We start from the raw sequence: 16,720 nt of genomic DNA, 5'->3' as shown, positions 1-16,720 counted from the left end.
GGGTTCGCGGGTCAGATCAGTGCCGGAAGTGGCGCATTCCCGTGAAGACCATGGCGAGGCCGGCTTCGTCGGCTGCGGCGATCACTTCATCGTCGCGGATCGATCCGCCTGGCTGGATCACGGCGGTGGCGCCAGCCTCGACCGCAGCGAGAAGACCATCGGCGAAGGGGAAGAATGCGTCGGAGGCGACCGCGCTGCCGATCGTGCGGGGTTCGCTCCAGCCAGCCTTGTGAGCTGCGTCCTTGGCCTTCCACGCGGCGATGCGCGCGGATTCGAGGCGGTTCATCTGGCCCGCGCCGATCCCGGCGGTGCTGCCGCCCTTGGCATAGACGATCGCGTTCGACTTGACGTGCTTGGCGACGGTCCAGGCGAACAGGCAGTCGGTGAGTTCCTGCGACGTCGGCGCGCGCTTTGTCACGACCTTGAGCGTGTCCTGCATCACCTGGCCATTGTCGCGCGACTGGACCAGTGCGCCGCCGGCGATGGTCTTGAGCATCAGGCCGGGTCGCGCCGGATCGGGCAGTTCGCCGCAGATCAGCAGGCGCAGATTCTTCTTGGCGGCGAAGATCGCCTTGGCCTCATCGCTCGCGCCGGGGGCGACGACGACTTCGGTGAAGATATCGGTGATCGCCTTCGCCGTGTCCGCATCGAGCGGGCGGTTCAATGCGATGATGCCGCCGAACGCCGAGACCGAGTCACAGGCGAGTGCGGCCTTGTACGCGTCGACCAGCGTGTCGGCAGTGGCGACACCGCACGGGTTGGCGTGCTTGACGATGACCACGGTCGGCGGGCCATCGCGGAATTCGCTGACCAATTCGAGCGCGGCGTCGGCGTCGTTGTAATTGTTGTAGCTCAGCTCCTTGCCCTGCAGCTGCTCGGCCTGGGCGATGCCCGGCGTGGCGCGGCCGGCGGGGAGGTAGAGCGCGGCGGCTTGATGCGGGTTCTCGCCGTAACGCAGTTCTTCACCGCGCTTGAACACCATGGGCAGCGTCTCGGGGAAGCGTTCGCCCTGATCGGCGAAGGCAAACCAGCTGGCGATGGTCGAATCATATTGCGCGGTCAGGGCATAGGCTTTGGCCGCGAAGCGCTTGCGGTCGTCCAGCGTGGTTTCGCCGGTCGCGACCACGGCATAGTCGGCGGGATCGGTGACGATCGCGACAAAGGCGTGGTTCTTGGCGGCCGAGCGGACCATCGACGGGCCGCCGATATCGATATTCTCGATGATCTCGTCACGGCTCGCGCCCTTCGCGACGGTCTGGGCGAAGGGGTAGAGGTTGACGACGACCAGATCGATCATGCCGATCGCATGTTCGCTGGCCGAGGCCATGTGCCCGGCGTCGTCGCGGACCGCGAGCAGGCCGCCATGCACCACCGGGTGCAGCGTCTTGACGCGGCCGTCCATCATCTCGGGAAAGCCGGTAAGGTCGGAAATGTCGCGGACATCCAGCCCCGCATCGCGCAGCACCTTTGACGTGCCGCCGGTCGAGACGAGTTCGACCCCCTTGGCGGCGAGCGCCTGACCGAGTTCGACGATCCCGGTCTTGTCGGAAACCGAGAGGAGGGCGCGGCGGATCGGGATGCTGGTCATGGCGGGCCCTCTAGGTCGTGGGCCGCAATTTCGCAATGCCGGAGCGGGCGATCAGCTGCTCTTGTGCGCGCGGTGGAACAACCAGGATACGCTCGAGCCCCCGGACAGTGCATCGCCGGTCAGCACCAGCTGCTGCGTTTCACGTGGAATTCCCTTGCCGTCGACCCAGATGCTCTCCTCGAGCGTGAGCGTCCCGCCCCGCGCCCGGAACTGCCAGACGGTACCGCTGCGGGTCCGCAGCAAGGCCCCCGCGCCATCGGCGGTCGGGGTTGCTTCGACCGCCGGGTGCAGGTGGAAGCGCACGGCAAAGGGTACGGCCGCCCCCTTGCCGCCCCGCTTGGCAGCGGGAAGCAGGCTGTCCTCGCCGCGCACATCGCGGCCATCGGTGCCCAGCGCGATGGTCCGGCGGTGGATGACGCCGTGCCGCCGGGCATAGCCGTCATGGCTTGCTTCGATACGACTGGCCGTGTCGGTCTCGTTGCGGCTCAGCTCCATTTCGACCACGCCACGGCCGAGCGTACCGTCGGCGTGAATCGCGGTGGAATTGCTGTCGCGCACGATCAGGGTCGAGTGGGCGGCAGTAGTCCGCAACCCTTCGGTCAACGCCTTGGGCAGGCGCAGATCCGCGCCGAGCGCCCCGCCACAGCTGACCACGATCCGTTCGGCGCCGTCCGAAAACTCGAATGCCAGGGTGGAGGCACAGCCGCCCTCCATCGCGCGCGTCACGGGCGGTGGCGCTGCGTCCATGATCAGCACGGTGCCTTGCTGCGCAAGCCGCTGATAGCCCCATTCATGCGCCTGCCGCAGCGGCCGGGCGCGGACGCCGGTCGCCTCCACGGTCTGGTCGATGACATCGCCCGAAACCGGGATCCCGCCCTGCCAGCTCGCCAGACCGCGATCGCCATGGCACACGCCGAGCAGTGCCGGCACCATGCGGGCCAGTGCGTCGGCTAGAAAGGCGGGCGGCTCGATCCGGCGTGCGGCATAGGTTTCGCGCAACAGCGTGAGCAATTGAATCGCATCGAGCAGCGCCGCGGGCGAGCGTCCGGTTATCCCGCCATCGCGGCTGATTGCCCCGACCAATGCGCGGGCCAGTCCACTTTCGCCAAAGGCGCGGCGCGGATCACCCCCGGGGATCATCAGCCCGGCGGTAAGCACCCCGCACCACGCTGCGATCCGCGCAACGCCCACCGGCACCCGGTCCGCCGCGCGGTCGAGGTGCCGGGCGCCGCGTGCGAGCGCGTGCAGCACGTCCGAGCGATAGACCAGGTCGGTGCTCGACAGGATCAGCGGCGCGTGCGCCGCCCAGAATTGCAGGCGGCGACCCCATAGGTCGGCGCGCCACGCCGGGTCGGTGACCTTGGCGGCATGCACGGTCAGCCATTTGCGCATCAGCGCTTCGGCAACGGGGGCCGCCTGTTGCCGGGTGCTAACTGTCGAGAGGTCGCGTAGCCACGCAAAGCTTTGAAAATAGGTTGCGAATGACGCCGACCAGGTCGGATTCGCCGGATCGAGTCCGTCAACGTCATGGCTTTCGCCGCGAAAGCTGAGTTGTCCTGCAAGCAGGGCATGGCCCCGCGCTGCGTCGCCGATAAACGGGTCGTCGGTGACCGCGATCAGCTTGAGCGGATGCCGTCCGCGCAGCCGCAGCGCATGGATCGGCGTCCGCCAGCTCAAGCGGAACAGCTTTTCCGAAATGCGGTCGGCAAGCGACAGGCCACGGTCGCCGCCGACCCGGATGAGCCGCTTGCCCAGCTCGATTCCGTCGGCCGACGCGCCAGCGCCGCGCTCCTCGCCGCCACTGCTCACCCCGCTCTCAACGCCGCGATATTATCGGCATAGGCGCTCGGCCCGCCCTTGAACGCTGCGGTTCCGGCAACCAGCGCATCGGCGCCGGCCGCGATCACCCGCGCGGCATTGGTCCGGTCGACCCCGCCATCGACCTCCAGGTCGATGGCGCGGCCGCTGGCATCGATCTTCGCGCGCAGTGCCGCAATCTTTGCGAGCTGGCTTTCGATGAATTTCTGACCGCCAAAGCCGGGGTTGACGCTCATCACCAGGATCAGGTCGATTTGATCCATGACATGGTCCACCACATCGACCGGGGTGGCGGGATTGAGCACGACCCCGGCGCGTTTGCCCAGCGCCTTGATCGTTTGCAGCGTGCGGTGGAGGTGCGGGCCGCTTTCGGGGTGAACCGACAGACAGTCGGCGCCAGCTTCGGCAAACGCCTCGAGCATCGGATCGACCGGGGCGATCATCAGGTGGACGTCGAACGGCTTGGCGCTGTGCGGGCGCAGCGCCTTGATGACGGCCGGGCCGATCGTGATGTTGGGCACGAAATGGCCGTCCATCACGTCGATATGGATCCAGTCGGCCCCGGCCGCATCGATCGCGCGCACTTCCTCCCCCAATTTGGCGAAATCGGCGGACAGGATGGACGGGGCGATGCGGACCGGGTTCATGGCCTTTCCTTTATCACCTCAGATTCACGCGGCAACGCGCATCAGCCGCACCATGAAGAATCCGTCCATCCCGCCCTGTTCGGTCAGCATGCCGGGCAGGGTGCGCAGCCAGCCGCGTGGATGGGCAGTAACGCCGTCGGGCAGTTCGTCGGGCAGGACCGGGTCGATCGCGAAGCCGGAATGCTCGGTCAGGAACCGCTCGATCTGCTGTTCGCCTTCCTCGGGCTCGAGCGAGCAGGTCGCATAGACCATCAATCCGCCGGGACGGACCCAGCGCGCCGCGCGCGGCAGGAGTTGTGACTGAAGCTCGGCCATCTCAGCGATCAGGCGCGGGCGGACGCGGTGAAGCACATCGGGGTGGCGTCGGAAGATACCCGTCGCGCTGCACGGCGCGTCAAGCAGCACGGCGTCGGCCTCGAAGCCGGGTTCCCATTTGAGCAGGTCGGCGGTGACGACCTTGGCGGAGAGCCCGGTGCGCTCGAGATTTTCCCGAAGTCGCGCCAGACGACTTTCCGAGGCGTCGACGGCGGTGACGTCCCACCCGGCGGCGGCGAGCTGAAGCGTTTTGCCTCCGGGGGCAGCGCACAGGTCGAGCGCGCGTCCCGATCCGCGTCCGATCAGGCGGGCGGGGAGCGAGGCGGCGATGTCCTGCACCCACCAGTCGCCCTCCGCAAAGCCCTCATGCTCGACAATGCTGGTGCCTGCCGCGACGCGGACATGGCCGGGGAGTAGGCTCTCGCCCTCTGCGGAGGCACCGCCGCGCAATGTCAGGTCGAGCGGGGGCGGGGCGGCGATGGCGGCGCAGGCGGCGTCGGCGACACGCTCGCCCCAATTGGCGGCAATCCGGGCGTAGACTTCGCTGGGCAGCGCGGGCGGGTCGGTCAGCACGGCGTTCTGGCGCATCAGCGTGCCGAACACGCCATGGACCAGCTTGCGCGGGCCGCCATCGACGAGGGGGAGCGCGGTCGAGATCGCGGCGTGCGGCGGCGTGCCGAGCCGCAATGCCTGAACCAGTGCGATGCGCAGTACGAAGCGCGCCTTGGCGTCGTCGGGCAGGCGGTTGCGCGTGGCGCTGTCGATCAGATCGTCGAGATCGGTGAGGCGACGCAGCACTTCCGCCGAGATCGCGTGTGCAAGGCCGCGATCGGGCGGAGCAAGCCCCTGGGTCGAGGCATCGAGCGCCTGTTCGATGGCAAGGCCACGGCGCAGCACGGCATCGAGCAGACGCAGCGCGGCGCGGCGGGCGGGGGTGCCGGGCGGATCGGCGAGACGGGGCGGGGGGCGATGACCGGTAGGGCGAGGCATCACCGCCCCCTACGCGCTTTCGAGCAGAGGATCACGCTCAAACCTTAGCGCCCAGCTCCTAGATAATCGGAGGTGTTTACCTATATCGCGAGCCAGAACACTGGCAACATCAAGGTGGGAAATGGATACGCTCAGTGCAGGTGTGCAGTATAACGATTTCACAGGGACCGTGGCGGCCGACATTTCAGACAACCGCGCACTAGCGAAACATCTGGTTTCTGTCGGAAAGGCTGAAACGGATGAGCGTGTTGTAGGGTTCAGGATATCTTCTGGTGAGAATCGAGGAACGCCCGTCACTGAGGTGTCGCTTGTCGCGTATCTCCTTCGCTCCGATGAATTTGATCCTAATCCTACAGATGTGCGGGCTGTCGAGATCAGCGTCACTCCCGGCGAAGCATTGGCGTTTTTCAAGCGCTTCGACCTAGTGGCCATGCGGCGCGGTGTGGATTTCAGCCAAACGCGAGTGGATGGCCCGCACTACGATTAGAGATCGGACGAAATCTCGCTAACGACAACGAATCGCATACCCTTGACGAGGTTGGGTCAGCGGCAACTGTAGCGACAGCATCGATCATCCGCGCCGGTTCGGATTGAGCGCGCTGCCGCGACGCGGGGCCGGGCGGACGCCCAAGGCGGACGGACGCTCGACGGGTGCTGGGGCAGCGAACACATCGCGCGGTGCGCTCTGGCCCATCGACACTGCGAGTTCCTCGAGCGCGGCGATGCGGTTGCCGGTATCGGGGTGGGTCGAAAATAGGCTGTCGCCGCCGCGCGACAGGCCGGGGACGATGTAGAGTGCCGCTGCCGCCGGATTGCGCTGTGCCACGGGGTTCGGCACCGCCGCCGCACCATGCGCCAGCTTCGCCAGCGCCGAGGCGAGCGCGCGGGGATTGCCCGAAATCTCCGCCCCGCCCTTGTCCGCGCCATATTCGCGGGTGCGGCTGATCGCCATCTGCACGATCATCGCGGCGAAGGGCGCGACGATGACGGCGAGGATGGTGGCGAGAAACGCGCCGCGATTGTCATCGCCCCCGCGGAAGAACAGGCCGAAATTGGCGAGCATCGAGATCGCACCGGCAATGGTCGCGACCATCGTCATGATCAGCGTGTCGCGGTTGCGGACATGCGCCAGCTCATGCGCCATCACCCCGGCAATCTCGTCGCGGTTGAGGATGTTGAGCAGACCGGTCGTCGCCGCGACCGCCGCATTCTCAGGGTTGCGGCCGGTGGCGAAGGCGTTGGGGTGGGGCGAATCGATGATGTAGACCTTGGGCATCGGCAGCTGCGCGCGCTGGGCAAGGCCGGCGACCAGGCTGTAGAATTCGGGCGCGGAGCCGGCATCGACCTGTCGCGCGCCATGCATGCTCAGCACGATCTTGTCGGCGTTCCAATAGGTGAAGAGGTTCATCCCCACCGCGACCAGCAGCGCGATGATCATGCCGCCGCGTCCGCCGATGGTGAAGCCAAGGGCCATGAACAAGGCGGTCAGCGCCGCCAGCAACATTGTCGTCTTGAAGCCGTTCACTTGGATTCGATCCTTTCACTCCCCAATGTGGGAAATGTCACCCGTCGCTTCAATCGAGGAACCACCATGGGCAAGCGCCCCGATCATGTGAAGCCGCCCGCCTATCTGTCGAAGAGCCCGCCGCTGCCCAAGCCGGAGGCTGGGAAGAAGGCGGAGAGCGACCCGCTCGGCAATGATCCCACGCGCTATGGCGACTGGGAGCTGAAGGGCATCGCGATCGATTTCTGAAACGCGGGCGGAACGAAGGTAGCGTGCCGCGCGTCCTGCGGCGATGACCGCGCCTTCCCGCACCCTGATCGTCCGCATCGCCATCGGCATCGCCGTGGTGCTCGCATTGCTGCTCCTGCTGCTGGCAATGCTGCCCTGGGGGGCGTTCAAGGGTCGGGCGGAGCGCGCGCTGGCGGCGCAGATCGGTGCGCCGGTGACGATCGGGTCGATCGAGCGGCGATCGGTCTTCTCGTTCAACCCGCTGCTCGACATTCGCGACCTGCGCATCGCCCAGCCGGACTGGGCCGGGTCGGGCGAGATGGTACGGGTCGAGCGTGTGACGGTGCGCCTGCCGGTGCTGCCGATCCTGATCGGGCGGTTTGCCCCGGAACCGGTCGAGGCCGCCAATGGCCGCCTGACGCTGATCCGCGCCAAAGACGGGCGGAAAAATTGGGAGCGCGAGTCGGAGCGGCGTAGCGGGGGCGGCAGCGGGCTCGAGCGGCTCGCGGTCACCAACCTGCTGCTCGACTATCGCGATGCGAAAAAGGACCGGCGCGTCACGGTGCGCATCGATTCGGACCCGCGCGGCTTTCGCGCATCGGGGACCGGCGCGCTGGCCGACGAGCCGGTCACCATCGAAGTACGCGGCGCGGCGATTGCGGGGCGTGTGCGTTGGCCGTTCCGCGCGCGGCTGGCTGGACCGCGTACGCGTATCGCGGTGCAGGGCGCGATGGCGGCGCCGTTCGATACGCGTGACATGGCGTTTGACATTGCTGCGCAGGGTGCCGACCTGCTCGATGTCGACCGGGTGATCGAAGCAGGGCTGTTCGGCACTCAGCCCGTGAAGCTGGTCGGGCGGGTGTCGCGCAAGGGTGACCAGTGGCAGGTTGAGCGACTGACCGGCACGATCGGGCAATCGCGCCTGTCGCGCGCGACTGCCAGCATCGACAAGAGCACGCCGGGCCGCACCAGGATCGACGGCGATGTCGCGCTGGCCACGCTGCAATTCGATGATCTGGCGAATGATCGCGGGCTTGCGGTTGCCGCCGCACGGCGCGCGCGGATCGGCGACCGGTTGATTCCGTCGACTCAGATCGACCTGAAGAGCGTGAGCGACGTCGATGGCGCGCTGCGCGTGCGCGTGCACCGGATCGTCGGGACGCCGGGCTTTCGCGCGGCGCGCGCGACGCTGGCGCTGGACGATGCGCGGCTGACGGTCGATCCGTTCGTGATGGAGATGACGCCGGGCCGGCTGGCCGGGCGGGTCGTAATCGACCAGCGGGGCGGCAAGGCTGCGCCGACGCTTAATCTCGACCTCACCCTGCGCGGCAGCCGCATTGCGGCGCTTGCCGGGGATGGCGTGCTCGACGCGCCGTTGCAGGGGCGGGTGCGGCTGAGCGGGCCGGGTGACACGATCCGCAGCGCGGTCGGGCGATCGACCGGCAGCATCGCGTTGGTCGGCGGCACCGGGCGGATTCCGGCCAATATCGCCTCCTATCTCGGCCTTGATGTCGGGCGCGGGGCGCTCGTCGATGGGGACAGGGTAGCGACGCTGCGCTGCATGATCCTGCGGCTCGACGTCAAGAACGGCACCGGGCGGATGGCACCGTTCCTGATCGACACCTCGCGTAGTCAGTCGCGGTTCAATGGCAGCGTGAACCTTGCGAACGAGCGGCTGTCACTCACCATGACCGGGTCGCCCAAGAAGGAAAGCCTGTTGCGGCTGACCAAGCCGGTGCCGATCAGCGGGACGATCAAGGCGCCGTCGATGCGCCTGCCCGAGGGGGCGAAGCCGAATGTCGGCGGGGTGTTGAAGCTGCTGGGCGATGCGATTGCGGGGGATCGGCCGCCGCTGGCGCAAGATGCGAAGTGCAGCGCGCTGGCGGCGCAAGCGCTGCGCTAAAGCGCGTCGCGGATCTTGAGCACGGTGTTCCAGTTGCGCGCGGTGGTGACGGGGTCGCGCGTAGCCTTGCCGAGTGGGGCATGCAGGGTTGACCGCCCCTGACCCTCGGGAAAGTCGATGTACAACTCTCGACCGATCGCCTGCGCGCGCTCGGGGCCATCGTATGTCGCCATCAGCGCGTCGACGGCAGCGGCATCGACCGGCTGGCGGTGGAAGGTGACGACGAGGAAGCTGGGCCGGTCGATTGCGGCGTCCGGAAACGGGTTGGCGGCCACGACCGCATCCAACGCTTCGGGCGTGCGCACGAAGATTTCGGATTTGAGGCCGGTCGCTTCGGCCAGTGCGTCGTGGATCTCCGCTTCAAGCTGTTCGGCGCGCGTATCGGGGGCGGTGAACACCACATTGCCCGACGCGAGCAGGGTCTTGACGTCAGTAAAGCCCAGCCCCTCGATCACCGCCTTGAGTTCCGCCGATTTGAGCTGACGTTTGCCGAGGTTGATCCCGCGCAGCAGCGCCGCCCATCTCATGCGGTTTCGCCACGCGGCGGGCGGGCGAGCAGCGCGTCGACCACGGTGCGGACCGGCGTTCCCTCCAGCAGCGCGCAGACCGCTTCGGTCACCGGCATCTCGACCCCGGCGGCGCGCGCGGCTTCGCGCAGCACCGGCGCGGTGGCGGCGCCTTCGGCCACCGTGCGGCGGTCGGCAAGCAGTTCGGCGGCGGTCTTGCCCTGACCCAGCCCGACGCCGAGCGAAAAGTTGCGCGAATTGGTCGAGGAGCAGGTGAGGACGAGGTCGCCCAGGCCCGACAGCCCCGCCAGCGTCTCCGGCCGGCCGCCGCGCGCGACACCGAAGCGGGTCATCTCGGCAAAGCCGCGCGCGATCAGCGCGGCGCGGGCGTTGAGGCCGAGGCCCGCGCCCTCAACCACGCCGCATGCGATGGCGAGGACGTTCTTGACCGCGCCGCCGATCTCCGCACCGGTGACGTCATCGGAGCCGTAAATCCGGAAATTCGGCTGAGCCAGTCGGTCAACCAGCGGCAGGTACATGTCGATATCTGGGCATGCGAGCGTCACTGCGGTCGGCAAACCTTTGGCCACCTCATGCGCAAAAGTGGGTCCAGATAGAACCGCAATCGGCGCTCCCGGATGAAGCTCTGACGCGATCTCCGCGACGAGCTTTTGCGTCCCTGCCTCGATCCCCTTGGCACAGAGCACCATCGTTCGATTGCCAACAGACAGTTGTGACAGGACCGAGCGGAGAAACTGCGCGGGGACGACGATGAGCAGCGTTTCGCAGTCACTCAGTGCGGCCAGGTCGCTGGTCGCGCAGATTGACGGGGCAAGCGGCACGCCAGGCAGGAACAGCGCATTCTCGTGGCGCCCATTGACTGACGCCACGACGTCATCCTCGCGCGCCCACAGCGTGACTGGCTGGCCGTTACGCGCAGCGACTTGAGCGAGCGCCGTGCCCCATGCGCCGCCACCGAGAACCCCGATCTTCATGCCTTCACCCCCGCGCCGCGCACCTTCTCCGCATCCGGGTCGAGCGGCCAGCGCGGGCGCGCGGGCATGTCGAGCGGATCGGTCAGGCCAAGCGCAAACCGCTCGGCCCCGGCCCAGGCGATCATGGCGGCATTGTCGGTGCAGAGCCAGAGCGGCGGCGCGACAAAGCGCAGGCCGTGTCCGGTCGCGAGTGTTTCGAGCGCCGCGCGGACCGCAGCGTTCGCCGCAACTCCGCCGGCGACGACCAACGCGGTCGCCCCTATGGCCTTGCCAAGCGCGATGCGGGTTCGGTCGACCAGGCAATCGACCACCGCCTGCTGAAACGATGCGGCGAGATCCTCCGGCGCGAACTTGCCAACCTTGCGCGCGACGTCGCTCTTGAGTCCGGCGAAGGAGAAATGCGGTTCGCCCGATCCGACCAGCGGTCGCGGCAGCGGCACCGCGCGCGGGTCGCCGGACTTGGCCGCTTCTTCAACCGCCGGGCCACCGGGAAAGCCGAGGCCGAGCAACTTCGCGGTCTTGTCGAACGCCTCGCCCGCCGCATCGTCGATCGTGGTGGCGAGGCGACGATAGGCGCCGACCCCCTCGACCAGCAGCAGCTGGCAATGCCCGCCCGACACGAGCAGGAGGAGGTAGGGGAAAGCAAGATCGGGGTCGGTCAGGCGCGGCGAGAGCGCGTGCCCTTCGAGATGGTTGACCGCGACCAACGGCTTGCCCGCCGCATGCGCCAGCGCCTTGCCGGTGACGAGCCCGACCATGACGCCCCCGATCAGCCCCGGCCCCGCGGTCGCGGCGACGGCGTCGACATCGGCGAGGGTGACCCCCGCCTCCTCGAACGCCGCAGCGATTAGCGGCTCCAGCGCCTCGACGTGGGCACGCGCCGCGATCTCGGGGACGACGCCGCCGAACGGGCGATGCGCCTCATCCTGCCGCGCGAGGCGGTGCGAGAGAATGCGGCGGTCCGTGGTCACCAGCGCGGCGGCGGTTTCGTCACAGCTCGATTCGAGGCCGAGGATCAACATCGCGCCGATCTAGGGTGGCGAAGGCGGTTTGTCGAAGGGGCGGGATCCATGGAATCCCGGCCGGGATCCGACGTGCCGGTTCAACCTGCCGCGAGCGCCCGGTCCGATACGAACGGGTTGGTCTTGCGCTCCTGTCCGAAGCTGCTCGGCTGACCATGGCCGGGGACGAACACGGTATCATCGCCGAGCGGCCACAGCTTGGTCGTGATCGCGTCGAGCAGGTCCTGATGATTGCCCATCGGGAAATCGGTGCGGCCAATCGATCCCTGAAAGATCACGTCGCCGACAATGGCGAGCTTTGACGGTGCGTGGTGGAACACGACATGGCCCGGCGTGTGCCCGGGGCAGTGATAGACGTCGAGCGTCAGGTCGCCGACCGTGACCGTGTCGCCATCGACCAGCCAGCGGTCGGGCTCGAACGGCTTGCCGTCGATGCCGTAATTGCGCCCGTCATCGTCGAGTCGGCTGATCCAGAAGCGGTCGGCCTCATGCGGCCCCTCGATCGGCACGCCGAGTTCCGCGGCGAGCTTCCCCGCCTGACCGCAATGATCGATATGGCCATGGGTAATCAGCAGCTTTTCGATGGTGACGCCATGCTGTTGCGCCGCTGCCTTCAGCCGATCGAGGTCGCCGCCGGGATCGGTGAAGGCGCCGCGCATGGTGCGAGTGCACCAGAGCAGCGTCGAATTCTGCTGAAGGGGGGTGACGGGCACGATCGCGGCGCGCAGCGGGGGCATGGACATGTCGCGGGAGATAGGCGGCGCGCGGCCCAGCGGCAACAGAGGCTTGCGGGCGGGCGTTTAGCGCTTCATGGCCGATGCGATGCGACCTGACACCCCGTTTGTGCTGCTCGACGATGCCCGGCCGGGGGGCAACGACGCGCGGCTCTACACCGCGCCGGTGCGGGTAATCGCCGCGTATTACCCGGATGAGGTGACCCCGGCGCTGACCGCGCTTGATGCGGCGCGGGCAGAGGGGCTGCATGCGGCTGGTTATATTGCTTATGAGGCAGGGCATGCGCTGGAGCCGCGGCTGGCCGGGCTGGGGCGGAACGAATCCGATGCGCCGCTGCTCTGGTTCGGCCTGTTCGAAGCGGTCGAGCAGCTTGCGCCTGACGCGGTTGCGGCGCGGCTTCCCGATCCGGCCGGGGCGTGGGTCGGGCGGCCAGCGCCGCAGATCGGCCGCAGCGACTATGACGCCGCCTTTGCCCGTGTGCGGGAGTGGATCGAGGCGGGGGACATCTATCAGGCCAACCTGACCTTTCGCGCGGCGGTGCCGGTGATCGGCGATCCGCTTGCGGTCTATGCCGCGATCCGCTCGCGCGCGGCGGCGGGCTATGGCGGGATCGTGTGGACCGGAAGCGACTGGCTGCTGTCCTTCTCGCCCGAGCTGTTCTTCGCGCTCCGCAAGGGTGCGTTGATCGCGCGGCCGATGAAGGGGACGACCCCGCGCGGCGCGACCCCGGAAGCGGATGAAGCCGCCCGCGCCGCGTTGGCGCTGGACGAGAAGCAGCGCGCCGAAAATCTGATGATCGTCGACCTGATGCGCAACGACCTCACCCGGATCGCCGCGCCGGGCAGCGTGGCCGTGCCGGAGCTGTTCAAGGTCGAAACCTATCCCACGCTGCACACCATGGTCTCGACCATCGCCGCCAAGCTCGCCCCCGACATCGGGCCGGGACAGGCGCTGGCGGCGATCTTTCCGTGCGGGTCGGTGACGGGCGCGCCCAAGATTCGGGCGATGGAAGTGATCGCTGCGGTCGAGCCGGACGCGCGCGGAGCCTATACCGGGTCGATCGGGCGGATCGACCCCGATGGCGATGCCGCGTTCAACGTGGCGATCCGCACGCTCCACCTGCGCGACGCGGCCAGCGAGGCGAGCATCGGCCTGGGGTCGGGAGTCGTCGCGGATTCGCGTGCGGGCGAGGAATGGGACGAGTGCCTGGCCAAGGGCGCGTTCCTGACGCGCGGCCAGCGGCGCTTTGACCTGATCGAGACGATGGCGTTCGATCCGGTTGGCGGAATCGCGTTGCTCGAGCGGCATCTGGCGCGGATGCGCGCGAGCGCCGAGGCGTTCGGGATTGCGTTCGACCGGCACGGCGTGCGCAACGAGCTGCAGGCGGCGACCTTCCGGCTGCGCCATCCGGCCAAGGTGCGGCTGCTGCTGTCGCCCGAGGGGCGCATCGCGATCGGGACCGCGCCGATGCCGCAGGCTCCGGCCGACCCGGTCACGGTCGCGCTCGCCCGCCGTCAAGTTGCGCCGCGCGACTTTCGCCTTGCCCACAAGACGAGCGACCGCCGCCCCTGGCCGCGCGTCGCCGGGGCGTGGGAGACACTCTATGTCGACGATGACGGCTATCTGACCGAAGGCAGTTTCACCTCGCTCTTCGTGCCGCGCGGTGACGGGGTGTTGCAGACCCCACCGCTCAGCCGCGGCATCCTGCCCGGCGTGTTACGCGCCGAGCTGATCGCCAGCGGCCGTGCGGTCGAGGCCGAGCTGCGGCCCGCGGACCTGCGCCACGGGTTTCAGCTCGGCAACGCGGTGCGCGGGCTGGTTTCCGCTGTTACGGTTGCGAAGGAGCAGCCCACCGACCTATAGGGCGCGCGATTTCCTTCCCAGAGAGGCGTTTCCCCATGCAGACCTCCGCCGCGCTCAACCGCATCCAGCCCTCCGCCACGCTCGCGATGACGAGCCGCGTGTTCGAGCTGAAGCGCGCCGGGGTGGACGTGATCGGCCTGGGTGCGGGTGAACCCGATTTCGACACGCCCGATTTCGTGAAAGAGGCGGCGATCGAGGCGATCCGCCGCGGCGCGACCAAATACACCAATGTCGATGGCACGCCCGAGCTGAAGGCCGCGATCGTCAAGAAGTACGCGCGCGACAACGGTCTGACCTATGCCGAAAACCAGATCAGCGTGAATTCGGGCGGCAAGCACACATTGTTCAACGCATTCTGCGCGACGATCGACGCGGGGGACGAGGTGGTGATCCCGGCGCCCTATTGGGTCAGCTATCCCGATGTCGTGGAATTCGCGGGCGGCAAGCCGGTGTTCGTCGCGGCAGGGGCGGATCAGGCGTATAAGATCAAGCCCGAACAACTCGAGGCCGCGATCACCGCAAAGACCAAGTGGGTCGTGCTCAACTCGCCGTCGAACCCGACCGGCGCGGCCTATAGCGCGGCTGAACTGCGCGCGCTGGGTGAGGTTCTCGAACGGCACCCGCACGTGCTGATCTACGCCGACGATATGTACGAGCATATCCTGTACGACGGCTTCGAGTTTGCGACGATCGCGCAGGTGTGTCCGGCGCTCTACGACCGCACGCTGACCGCGAACGGCGTGTCGAAGGCCTATGCGATGACCGGCTGGCGCATCGGTTATGCGGGCGGTCCGCAATGGCTGATCAAGGCGATGGGCAAGCTGCAGTCGCAATCGACCAGCAACCCGTGCAGCGTGTCGCAGGCGGCATCGGTAGCGGCGCTCAACGGCGACCAGTCGTTCCTCACCGAACGCAACGCCGCGTTCCAGAAGCGCCGCGACCTGGTGGTGTCGATGCTCAACGCGATCGACGGCATGACCTGCCCGACGCCCGAAGGCGCCTTCTATGTCTATCCCGAATTCAGTGCGCTGATCGGCAAGACGACGCCCAAGGGGCTCAAGATCGACAGCGACGAGACGATGGTCGGCTATCTGCTCGACGATGCGCGCGTTGCGGCGGTGCATGGCGCGGCGTTCGGCCTCTCCCCGGCGCTGCGCATCAGCTATGCAACGAGCGAGGCGCTGCTCACCGAAGCATGCGGGCGGATTCAGGAAGCCTGCGCGGCGCTGCGCTGATCGCGCTTTTTTTAGCGTAACACTGAAACCTTTTGCGCCGGTTTCCCGAACCTGCACTGGAACACCAGCGCAGGTTTAGCGCGCGAACGTCAAACTTTGCTTGGAATTGGCGATGGCCACCCCATCTTCGCGCCACGCAACAAGGATTGAGATCATGACCGCGGCCCTCAAATCGCCGTTTCTGCGCCGCTTTCTCACGGGCTTTTCGCTCGGGGTTATCGGGATGATCGCGCTGCATGCCGATCAGGTGCTGGCGGCGCCGCTCTTCTGATGCGGCGCGCGGTCGCCCTTGGCCTTGCCGGTCTGGGCGCGTTCGGCTTCGCGCACCTTGCCGGGTTGGTGCCCCCGGTATTTGCCGGTGGCGGTGAAAAGGCGGTCACGATCCCCGCCTCCAGCACCGATGTCGCGCCCGCGCCGGGCGATCAGGTCGCAGTGCTCGCGGGTGGCTGTTTCTGGGGCATGGAAGCAGTGTTCGAGCAGGTGAAGGGCGTCAAATCGGTGGTCAGCGGCTATGCCGGCGGCACCCGTGCGACCGCAACCTATGCCCAGGTCGTGACCGAACGCACCGGCCATGCCGAAGTCGTGCGCATCGTCTATGACCCGCGCATGGTGAGCTATGCGACGCTGTTGCGCATCTATTTTTCGGTTGCGCATGACCCGACCCAGCTCAATCGTCAGGGTCCGGACGTCGGCCCCAGCTATCGCTCGGCGATCTTTCCGCAAAATGCGGGGCAGGCGCGCGTGGCGCGCGCCTATATCGACCAGCTGTCGCGCAGTGGCGCCTATCGCGCGCCGATCGTGACCCGCATCGAGCGCGGCACATTTTTCGAAGCCGAGGCGGAGCATCAGGACTTCGCCCGCCGCAATCCCAACCATGGCTATATCGTGCGCTGGGACAAGCCCAAGGTCGCGGCGTTTCGCGCTGCCTTCCCCGGTCTCGCGCGCTAGAAGCCCAGTTCGGCCAGCTTTCCCGCGAGTTCCGGCGGAAGTGACGCCATGTCGCCAGTCCCGAAATCGGCGGGTGCGTCCGCATCCTCCAGGTAACGCCAGCCCTGATGCGCGCGCTTGGCCTGTGGCACCACCTGAACCAGTTCGGGATCGAGCAGGATTGCGCAGCGGCCGCCGTCCGCCTCGCCAAAGCCCAGGATTGGCGAGCGCGCGATCAGCTGGTGCTTGTGGATCCAGAACAGCGATCCTTGCCCCGCAATCTCTTCGTGGCGCTTGGGGAGATAGCGGGTGGTGAGTGCGACCGGGCCGACCCGGCCGAGCGCCGCGAGCCGCTGGCGCAGATGATCGAACCCGGTGGTGCCGAACGCGACTTTGGTCAGGTGCAATGCCATCGCGGCGATCTGGGGACCGGGCCGTTGCCGG

General features: G+C 67.6%; 16 protein-coding genes. 6 read left to right on the top strand and 10 right to left on the bottom strand.

The window, feature by feature from the left end; genetic code table 11:
* Positions 1-16: 16 nt before the first annotated feature.
* The 4 genes from purH to J2Y54_RS09475 are packed head-to-tail and all read right to left on the bottom strand — an operon-like array spanning position 17 to position 5,358.
* On the bottom strand, positions 17-1,588 hold the full coding sequence (gene purH, locus J2Y54_RS09490; protein WP_310039047.1) for a bifunctional phosphoribosylaminoimidazolecarboxamide formyltransferase/IMP cyclohydrolase: 1,572 nt from the start codon (positions 1,586-1,588) through the stop codon (positions 17-19).
* A gap of 51 nt (positions 1,589-1,639) precedes the next feature.
* Positions 1,640-3,397 carry a heparinase II/III family protein gene (locus tag J2Y54_RS09485; protein WP_310039045.1) on the bottom strand — a complete coding sequence of 586 codons (1,758 nt, stop codon included), beginning with the start codon at positions 3,395-3,397 and terminating at the stop codon, positions 1,640-1,642.
* On the bottom strand, positions 3,394-4,053 hold the full coding sequence (gene rpe, locus J2Y54_RS09480; protein ID WP_310039042.1) for a ribulose-phosphate 3-epimerase: 660 nt from the start codon (positions 4,051-4,053) through the stop codon (positions 3,394-3,396). Before rpe ends, J2Y54_RS09485 begins: the two co-directional genes overlap by 4 nt.
* Before the next feature lie 24 nt (positions 4,054-4,077).
* Positions 4,078-5,358: an RsmB/NOP family class I SAM-dependent RNA methyltransferase gene (locus J2Y54_RS09475; protein WP_310039039.1), complete on the bottom strand. Its 1,281-nt coding sequence runs from the start codon at positions 5,356-5,358 to the stop codon at positions 4,078-4,080.
* Positions 5,359-5,479: 121 nt separating this feature from the next.
* On the opposite strand from J2Y54_RS09475, the gene J2Y54_RS09470 reads away from it, so the two are divergent.
* Positions 5,480-5,845, top strand: coding sequence for a hypothetical protein (locus J2Y54_RS09470; RefSeq protein ID WP_310039038.1), 366 nt, complete (start codon positions 5,480-5,482; stop codon positions 5,843-5,845).
* Positions 5,846-5,929: 84 nt separating this feature from the next.
* On the opposite strand, the gene htpX is transcribed toward J2Y54_RS09470, so the two are convergent.
* Positions 5,930-6,883 carry a zinc metalloprotease HtpX gene (gene htpX, locus J2Y54_RS09465; RefSeq protein ID WP_310039037.1) on the bottom strand — a complete coding sequence of 318 codons (954 nt, stop codon included), beginning with the start codon at positions 6,881-6,883 and terminating at the stop codon, positions 5,930-5,932.
* Between the two features lie 66 nt (positions 6,884-6,949).
* On the opposite strand from htpX, the gene J2Y54_RS09460 reads away from it, so the two are divergent.
* Together J2Y54_RS09460 and J2Y54_RS09455 are read left to right on the top strand one after the other, a co-directional pair.
* Entirely contained in the window at positions 6,950-7,111 is a 162-nt protein-coding gene (locus J2Y54_RS09460; RefSeq protein WP_294015717.1) for a DUF1674 domain-containing protein, read from the top strand.
* A gap of 43 nt (positions 7,112-7,154) precedes the next feature.
* Complete coding sequence (locus J2Y54_RS09455; RefSeq protein ID WP_310039036.1) at positions 7,155-8,993, top strand: AsmA-like C-terminal region-containing protein; 1,839 nt, start codon at positions 7,155-7,157, stop codon at positions 8,991-8,993.
* On the opposite strand, the gene J2Y54_RS09450 is transcribed toward J2Y54_RS09455, so the two are convergent.
* From J2Y54_RS09450 to J2Y54_RS09435, 4 genes are all read right to left on the bottom strand, one after another.
* Entirely contained in the window at positions 8,990-9,520 is a 531-nt protein-coding gene (locus J2Y54_RS09450) for a DUF1697 domain-containing protein (RefSeq protein ID WP_310039035.1), read from the bottom strand. The genes J2Y54_RS09455 and J2Y54_RS09450 overlap by 4 nt on opposite strands.
* On the bottom strand, positions 9,517-10,494 hold the full coding sequence (locus J2Y54_RS09445) for an NAD(P)H-dependent glycerol-3-phosphate dehydrogenase (RefSeq protein ID WP_310039034.1): 978 nt from the start codon (positions 10,492-10,494) through the stop codon (positions 9,517-9,519). The genes J2Y54_RS09450 and J2Y54_RS09445 overlap by 4 nt, the downstream gene beginning before the upstream one ends.
* Positions 10,491-11,516: a tRNA (adenosine(37)-N6)-threonylcarbamoyltransferase complex transferase subunit TsaD gene (gene tsaD / locus J2Y54_RS09440; RefSeq protein WP_310039033.1), complete on the bottom strand. Its 1,026-nt coding sequence runs from the start codon at positions 11,514-11,516 to the stop codon at positions 10,491-10,493. Before tsaD ends, J2Y54_RS09445 begins: the two co-directional genes overlap by 4 nt.
* 80 nt (positions 11,517-11,596) lie before the next feature.
* Positions 11,597-12,259, bottom strand: coding sequence for an MBL fold metallo-hydrolase (locus J2Y54_RS09435; protein WP_310039030.1), 663 nt, complete (start codon positions 12,257-12,259; stop codon positions 11,597-11,599).
* 79 nt (positions 12,260-12,338) lie between these two features.
* Between J2Y54_RS09435 and pabB the strand changes: the two genes are divergently transcribed.
* The 3 genes from pabB to msrA all read left to right on the top strand — a co-directional run bounded on the left by pabB (position 12,339) and on the right by msrA (position 16,297).
* Entirely contained in the window at positions 12,339-14,114 is a 1,776-nt protein-coding gene (gene pabB / locus J2Y54_RS09430) for an aminodeoxychorismate synthase component I (RefSeq protein ID WP_310039029.1), read from the top strand.
* A gap of 35 nt (positions 14,115-14,149) precedes the next feature.
* Positions 14,150-15,349 (top strand): pyridoxal phosphate-dependent aminotransferase, encoded by a 1,200-nt coding sequence (locus J2Y54_RS09425; protein WP_310039028.1) that lies wholly within the window; start codon positions 14,150-14,152, stop codon positions 15,347-15,349.
* Between the two features lie 270 nt (positions 15,350-15,619).
* Positions 15,620-16,297, top strand: a complete 678-nt coding sequence (gene msrA, locus J2Y54_RS09420; protein WP_310039027.1) for a peptide-methionine (S)-S-oxide reductase MsrA — start codon at positions 15,620-15,622, stop codon at positions 16,295-16,297.
* Here msrA and J2Y54_RS09415 read toward each other — a convergent pair.
* Positions 16,294-16,689, bottom strand: coding sequence for a DUF1489 domain-containing protein (locus J2Y54_RS09415; protein WP_310039025.1), 396 nt, complete (start codon positions 16,687-16,689; stop codon positions 16,294-16,296). The two genes, msrA and J2Y54_RS09415, sit on opposite strands and share 4 nt — an antisense overlap.
* Positions 16,690-16,720 lie beyond the last annotated feature (31 nt).

The organism is Sphingomonas sp. BE123, from assembly GCF_031456015.1.
Taxonomy (GTDB): domain Bacteria; phylum Pseudomonadota; class Alphaproteobacteria; order Sphingomonadales; family Sphingomonadaceae; genus Sphingomonas.
The sequence above is the reverse complement of the archived record's forward strand: the minus strand, read 5'-3'. Positions and strand labels throughout refer to the sequence as shown.

Coding starts and splice junctions, on each gene's coding strand:
- rpe (WP_310039042.1), bottom strand. CDS start 4,053: ATGAACCCGGTCCGCATCGCCCCGTCCATCCTGTCCGCCGATTTCGCC.
- tsaD (WP_310039033.1), bottom strand. CDS start 11,516: ATGTTGATCCTCGGCCTCGAATCGAGCTGTGACGAAACCGCCGCCGCG.
- J2Y54_RS09460 (WP_294015717.1), top strand. CDS start 6,950: ATGGGCAAGCGCCCCGATCATGTGAAGCCGCCCGCCTATCTGTCGAAG.
- J2Y54_RS09435 (WP_310039030.1), bottom strand. CDS start 12,259: ATGTCCATGCCCCCGCTGCGCGCCGCGATCGTGCCCGTCACCCCCCTT.
- J2Y54_RS09455 (WP_310039036.1), top strand. CDS start 7,155: ATGACCGCGCCTTCCCGCACCCTGATCGTCCGCATCGCCATCGGCATC.
- pabB (WP_310039029.1), top strand. CDS start 12,339: ATGCGACCTGACACCCCGTTTGTGCTGCTCGACGATGCCCGGCCGGGG.
- J2Y54_RS09425 (WP_310039028.1), top strand. CDS start 14,150: ATGCAGACCTCCGCCGCGCTCAACCGCATCCAGCCCTCCGCCACGCTC.
- purH (WP_310039047.1), bottom strand. CDS start 1,588: ATGACCAGCATCCCGATCCGCCGCGCCCTCCTCTCGGTTTCCGACAAG.
- J2Y54_RS09475 (WP_310039039.1), bottom strand. CDS start 5,358: ATGCCTCGCCCTACCGGTCATCGCCCCCCGCCCCGTCTCGCCGATCCG.
- J2Y54_RS09450 (WP_310039035.1), bottom strand. CDS start 9,520: ATGAGATGGGCGGCGCTGCTGCGCGGGATCAACCTCGGCAAACGTCAG.
- J2Y54_RS09415 (WP_310039025.1), bottom strand. CDS start 16,689: ATGGCATTGCACCTGACCAAAGTCGCGTTCGGCACCACCGGGTTCGAT.
- J2Y54_RS09445 (WP_310039034.1), bottom strand. CDS start 10,494: ATGAAGATCGGGGTTCTCGGTGGCGGCGCATGGGGCACGGCGCTCGCT.
- msrA (WP_310039027.1), top strand. CDS start 15,620: ATGCGGCGCGCGGTCGCCCTTGGCCTTGCCGGTCTGGGCGCGTTCGGC.
- J2Y54_RS09470 (WP_310039038.1), top strand. CDS start 5,480: ATGGATACGCTCAGTGCAGGTGTGCAGTATAACGATTTCACAGGGACC.